General features: G+C 43.8%; 5 protein-coding genes. 2 read left to right on the forward strand and 3 right to left on the reverse strand.

Annotation, left to right across the window (positions count from 1 at the left end; translation table 11 throughout):
- Window positions 1-1,603 (forward strand): WD40 repeat domain-containing protein (locus tag F6K20_RS24180; protein ID WP_287296311.1); only part of this gene is annotated, 1,603 nt, incomplete at its 5' end.
- On the opposite strand, the gene F6K20_RS24185 is transcribed toward F6K20_RS24180, so the two are convergent.
- The 3 genes from F6K20_RS24185 to F6K20_RS24195 all read right to left on the reverse strand — a co-directional run bounded on the left by F6K20_RS24185 (window position 1,569) and on the right by F6K20_RS24195 (window position 4,118).
- Window positions 1,569-1,730, reverse strand: a complete 162-nt coding sequence (locus F6K20_RS24185; protein WP_287296313.1) for a hypothetical protein — start codon at window positions 1,728-1,730, stop codon at window positions 1,569-1,571. The genes F6K20_RS24180 and F6K20_RS24185 overlap by 35 nt on opposite strands.
- Before the next feature lie 240 nt (window positions 1,731-1,970).
- Entirely contained in the window at window positions 1,971-3,404 is a 1,434-nt protein-coding gene (locus F6K20_RS24190; protein WP_287296314.1) for a hypothetical protein, read from the reverse strand.
- A 258-nt stretch (window positions 3,405-3,662) separates the two neighbouring features.
- On the reverse strand, window positions 3,663-4,118 hold the full coding sequence (locus F6K20_RS24195; protein ID WP_008181028.1) for a hypothetical protein: 456 nt from the start codon (window positions 4,116-4,118) through the stop codon (window positions 3,663-3,665).
- A gap of 115 nt (window positions 4,119-4,233) precedes the next feature.
- Between F6K20_RS24195 and F6K20_RS24200 the strand changes: the two genes are divergently transcribed.
- A partial coding sequence (locus F6K20_RS24200; RefSeq protein WP_287296316.1) for a caspase family protein occupies window positions 4,234-4,909 on the forward strand: 676 nt, incomplete at its 3' end.

Below are 4,909 nucleotides of genomic sequence, written 5' to 3' on the forward strand. Positions count from 1 at the left end.
TCATAGGAGTAGAATATGGTCAGTTGCTGTCAGTGGAGATGGCACAATTGTTGCTAGTGGCAGTGGCGATAAAACCGTTAGAATCTGGGATGTTAGTACCGGTGAATGCTTGAACATCTTGCCAGAGCACTCCCAAACCGTAAGAGCCGTAGCTTGTAGTCCCGATGGTGCCATTCTCGCCAGTGGCTGTGAAGATAAAACTATCAAACTCTGGGACTCTGATACAGGTGAATGCCTCAGCACCTTACAAGGACACTCTCATCAGATCAGGTCAGTGGCTTTCAGCCCCGATGGAACTACCCTCGCTAGTAGTAGTGATGACAAAACCGTAAGGCTATGGAATCTTAGCACCGGTAAATGCGTTAAGATGCTGCGGGGACATACAAAAAGCATACGGTCAATTGGCTTTAGTAAAGATGGAACCACTCTCGCCAGTAGTAGTGATGATAAAACCGTAAGGCTATGGAATTTTAGCACTGGTGAATGCCTCAATAAGTTGTACGGACATACTAATGGTGTATGGTCTATTGCTTTGAGTCCAGATGGCGTAACTTTAGCAAGTGGTAGTGATGACCAAACCGTAAGGCTATGGAATATTAACACTGGTCAATGCCTCAACACGTTTCGAGGATATACCAATGGCGTATGGTCTATTGCTTTCAGTCCAGATGGGACAACCCTCGCCAGTGGCAGTGAAGACCAAACCGTAAGACTTTGGGATGTTGGTACCGGTGAATGCCTCGATACCTTACGAGGACATACCAATTTGATATTTTCTGTTGCCTTCAGTCGAGATGGTGCAATCTTAGTTAGTGGCTCTAAAGACCAAACCCTCAGACTCTGGGATATTAGCACTGGTGAATGTCTCAACACCTTCCACGGACCCAAGTGGGTACTTTCAGTCGCCTTTAGTCCCAATGGAGAAATCTTAGCCAGTGGTCATAATGACGATAGGGTAAGACTCTGGGATATTAGCACCGGTGAGTGTTTCCAGACCTTATTAGGACACAGGAGTTTGATCTGGTCAGTGGCTTTCAGTCCAGATGGCACAACCCTCGCTAGTGGCTGTGAAGACCAAACCGTTAAACTCTGGGATGTTGGCACCGGTGACTGTTTAAGTACTTTGCAGGGACACCGGAATATCATCAAGTCCGTTGTCTTTAGTGGAGATGGCAGAATTCTCGCTAGTGGCTGTGAAGACCACACTGTTAGGATCTGGGATGTTGGCACTGGTGAGTGTCTCAACACTTTGCGTGGACACACCCATCGATTACGCTCAGTGGCGTTCAACCCTAATGGTAAACTGATCGCTAGTGGTAGTTATGATAAAACCTGTAAGCTCTGGGATGTTCAGACAGGTGAATGTTTAAAAACTCTCCATGGACATACTAATGTGGTATGGTCTGTTGCTTTTAGTCGAGATGGTTTAATGCTAGCCAGTAGCAGCAACGATGGCACAATTAAGTTTTGGGATATCGAGAAGGGTCAATGTATCAAAACCCTGAGAGTGCCTAGACCCTATGAGGGGATGAATATCGCCGGTGTTACTGGTTTAACAAAAGCAACTATTACCTCCCTGAAAGCCTTGGGAGCAGTTGATTAGACTTGTTGCAGAAGTCGGGAGTTGGGAGTCGGGAGTCGGGAATCGGGAGTCGGGGGCGTTGCTTAATAATGGAGTCGGGAACAGTAGGGAACAGATGTAGGGTGGGCAGTGCATCCGTATGATTCACTGACTAGCCATAGCATTGCTAAGCACTGCCCACCAAAAGTCGGGAATTCATGTAGGGTGGGCAGTGCATCCGTATGATTCACTGACTAGCCATAGCATTGGGTTTGCACTGCCCACCAAAAGTCGGGAACTGCCATCTGGCTTCTGGCTTCTGCCATCTGGCTTCTGCCTTCTGCCATCTGGCTTCTGGCTTCTGCCATCTGGCTTCTGCCTTCTGCCTTCTGCCTTCCAAGAGCTCAGTTCAACCCAACCTACTACCTGATAAGATTTTTTTGAAGCACAAGGCAATTACTCCAAATATCAGGATTAGCCCAACTGGTACTATCACACTATTGATCCAAGGGTTGTCACAGCTCTTTTTGAAGGGTGGGATCAGCGTGGATAAAGTATCACACTGCTTAGCGTCAAAATCCATTAAAGCCGTGACAGCTGTCCCCGCACCAACTACCGTTACTATAGTCTGAAAAGTGCGATCGCGTTCTGCTTTTTCCAGCTCAATTTGACTACGGATGGCATTGAGCCTGGTCTCTAGCAGCCGTAATGCCATCTCCATTATATCATAGTCTTTAGTAACCTGCAATAGGTAATTTTCCTTTACCTCTTTACTAAACGTTTCTAAAAACTCTAGGTTATTATCGGCACCTAATTTTTGGCATTTTTGGTTGATGATTTCTAAACGGGTTTGATAATTGAATAAATTAATCTCGATAATTTGGTTTTGAAAATTTAGTTTAGGCAAATCCAGGGTATAATTCCCTAAATAATTTTGAATGTCATCGAGTTTTGCGGCGATGGTTTGGTCTCTAAAACTAGAAGCGTTTTCGTCACTGATAAGTCTCTGATTGGCTTCAACCTGCTTATAGTAAGCTACCAAGGTTTTTTTGATTAAGCGACTTTGGCTGTAAGCCCATAAAATTTTGTTTCTATAACTAAACAGACCCATCCAATCCGTATACAATTCCGCTGCTTTTTCCATACTTTCTTGGTCAGAAAAGAGCATAATGATTACATGGCAGTTGACCTGATTCAGGGGTTGATATCGCCACAGCTCAAAAACTTCACCACCAAATAAGCTGCCTTTTCCATGTAAATCTTGTGACCAATTCCCTGCTTTATCGAAAACCTGAGCACCCGATTTGGCAATGTTTTTTTCCTGTTTGGTCGAACTTTCGGGTGTTGATACTCCTTGTAAATCTTGTGACCAATTCGCCGCTGTCTGGAAAACATGATAACAGGATTTAGCAATATATTCGTAGCTTTTGCTCGACGTTTTCGGTAACCATCCAGAAAGCATCCAAGTTTGCCCTAGGGTCGCCCTTTCCCCTTGTAATCTCCATTCAATTTCTGCTCGCAGTCTGGCAAAACAGTCAGGGGTTTGGGGGTCGGTTTGATTGTTAATGGAACAATCAATTTGCAAGCCATAGGTATCATTTAAGCGGACAGGATAGTAGTACCCTTCTAGGGTATCGTTTGCTGTGGTAAAGTCATAATACTTTTGTTTAGGGAGTAGTTCTAAATATTTGGTTTCTAGATCAGGATCGAAGAATTTACTATCTGCTGGGAGTTTAGCTCGAAACTTAGCTTGCTTTTCTTGCTTCTCAGCTTCAGTGAGGTTGAGAGCATCTCGTAAGTCATATAAAAATAAATCGAGAGTTGGAAAGATTATATCGCTCACTATAGCATTTTTATTTTAGTTGTGAACATACTACCTTATGGAAAGGCAACAGGCAACAGGCAACAGGCAACAGGCAACAGGCAAGAGTTAATCAACTCTATAAGGATTTAAGGATTTTTGGTAGCGACTTCATCGCTTTTGCAATTAGGCAAAAATTATCATAAAATTCCCACAGTTATCTTTTTTTTTACAAATATCAGATGCACCCTTCAATTTTATTACCCCGACTCCCGACTCCCGACTCCCGAATTGGGTAATTTACTTTTTAGAAGCCCCTAAAAACCCTTTAAGTTTTTCCAAGGGTAATTTTTGGACAACTTCTTGTGGCTGTTCTGAACGACTGACGACAATCACAATATTATTAATTTGTTGGTCATAGCCTGTAGGTGATGACTTAGGTTTATGTCCTCTCATGATCGAGGTACGGCTAGGTGTATTGACTGGCTGGATTTCGGCTTCTGTGGGGAGATAGTCTGGAGGAATATCGACCGTAGTGTCAAGTTGGTTGTAATAGGTTTGGTAACGTTGATTTAACTCAGGATTGGCGGCAATCATCTCTAGCAGCTTGGGTTTGGTATACTTCTCCCAGGCCAGAGGTTGGGCATCAAGTTGATCGCCAATTTCTTTGATGCTCTTATTCTCAGGTTGACTCAAGGGTGTGTCTAAATCGGTCAGAGCAAGTAAAAAAGCTAATAGGGTTTTGTTGGTATTCATCAGCCACTGTCACTACTTCGATCACTATCTACTATCTTTATACATGAAGGATCAGCCGAGTGCTCGAAATTGCGATATTATGTTATGCTAATAAAAATTTCACAACCTCGCTCCAATGACACCGGAATGGGAAGCCCTAATCGTTGGGATTAACCGTTATCCAGAATACACCAACTTTAACGACCTGACCGTTGCTGTTAAAGACGGGGAAAATGTCGCTCAACGATTACAACAGTATGGCTATGAACCGTTCCGGATTCAGGACTTACCCCTTGGGTTGACCCAAAAAGGACCAGGGGGACTATCGAGCACAGGACTAGTAAAATTAGAGGAATTAAGGGAAGCAGTTGCTAATCTGTTTAATCCTCCTGCTCCTAACCAAGCTCCAGAAACCGCCCTATTCTTCTTTTCAGGCCATGGCTGTAGACAAGAGGTGGATGGCATTGAAGAGGTTTTCTTAGTGACTAGTGATGCCTTTCCGGATGTGGGAATTTATGGCTATCCTCTGCAGGAATTGGGTCAGCAAATCGCAACTAGCCCAGTGAAACAGGTAGTGATTTGGTTAGATTGTTGCTACAGTGGCGAGTTACTGAAATTTATCCCAACTGATAAAGCTTACTGCTTGATTACTGCTACTCGTTCCTACGAGCCGGGAGTAGAGATTAGCCATGAACAAGGAGTATTTACCAAGGAGTTACTGGCAGGATTGAATCCGGAAAATTACCCGGATGGTATTGTTAATAGTCATAATTTGGCCTTGTTTATTGAGCAGCGGATGTCAATGACTCAGA

It is taken from the genome of Moorena sp. SIO2C4 (assembly GCF_010672485.1).
Taxonomy (GTDB): domain Bacteria; phylum Cyanobacteriota; class Cyanobacteriia; order Cyanobacteriales; family Coleofasciculaceae; genus Moorena; species Moorena producens.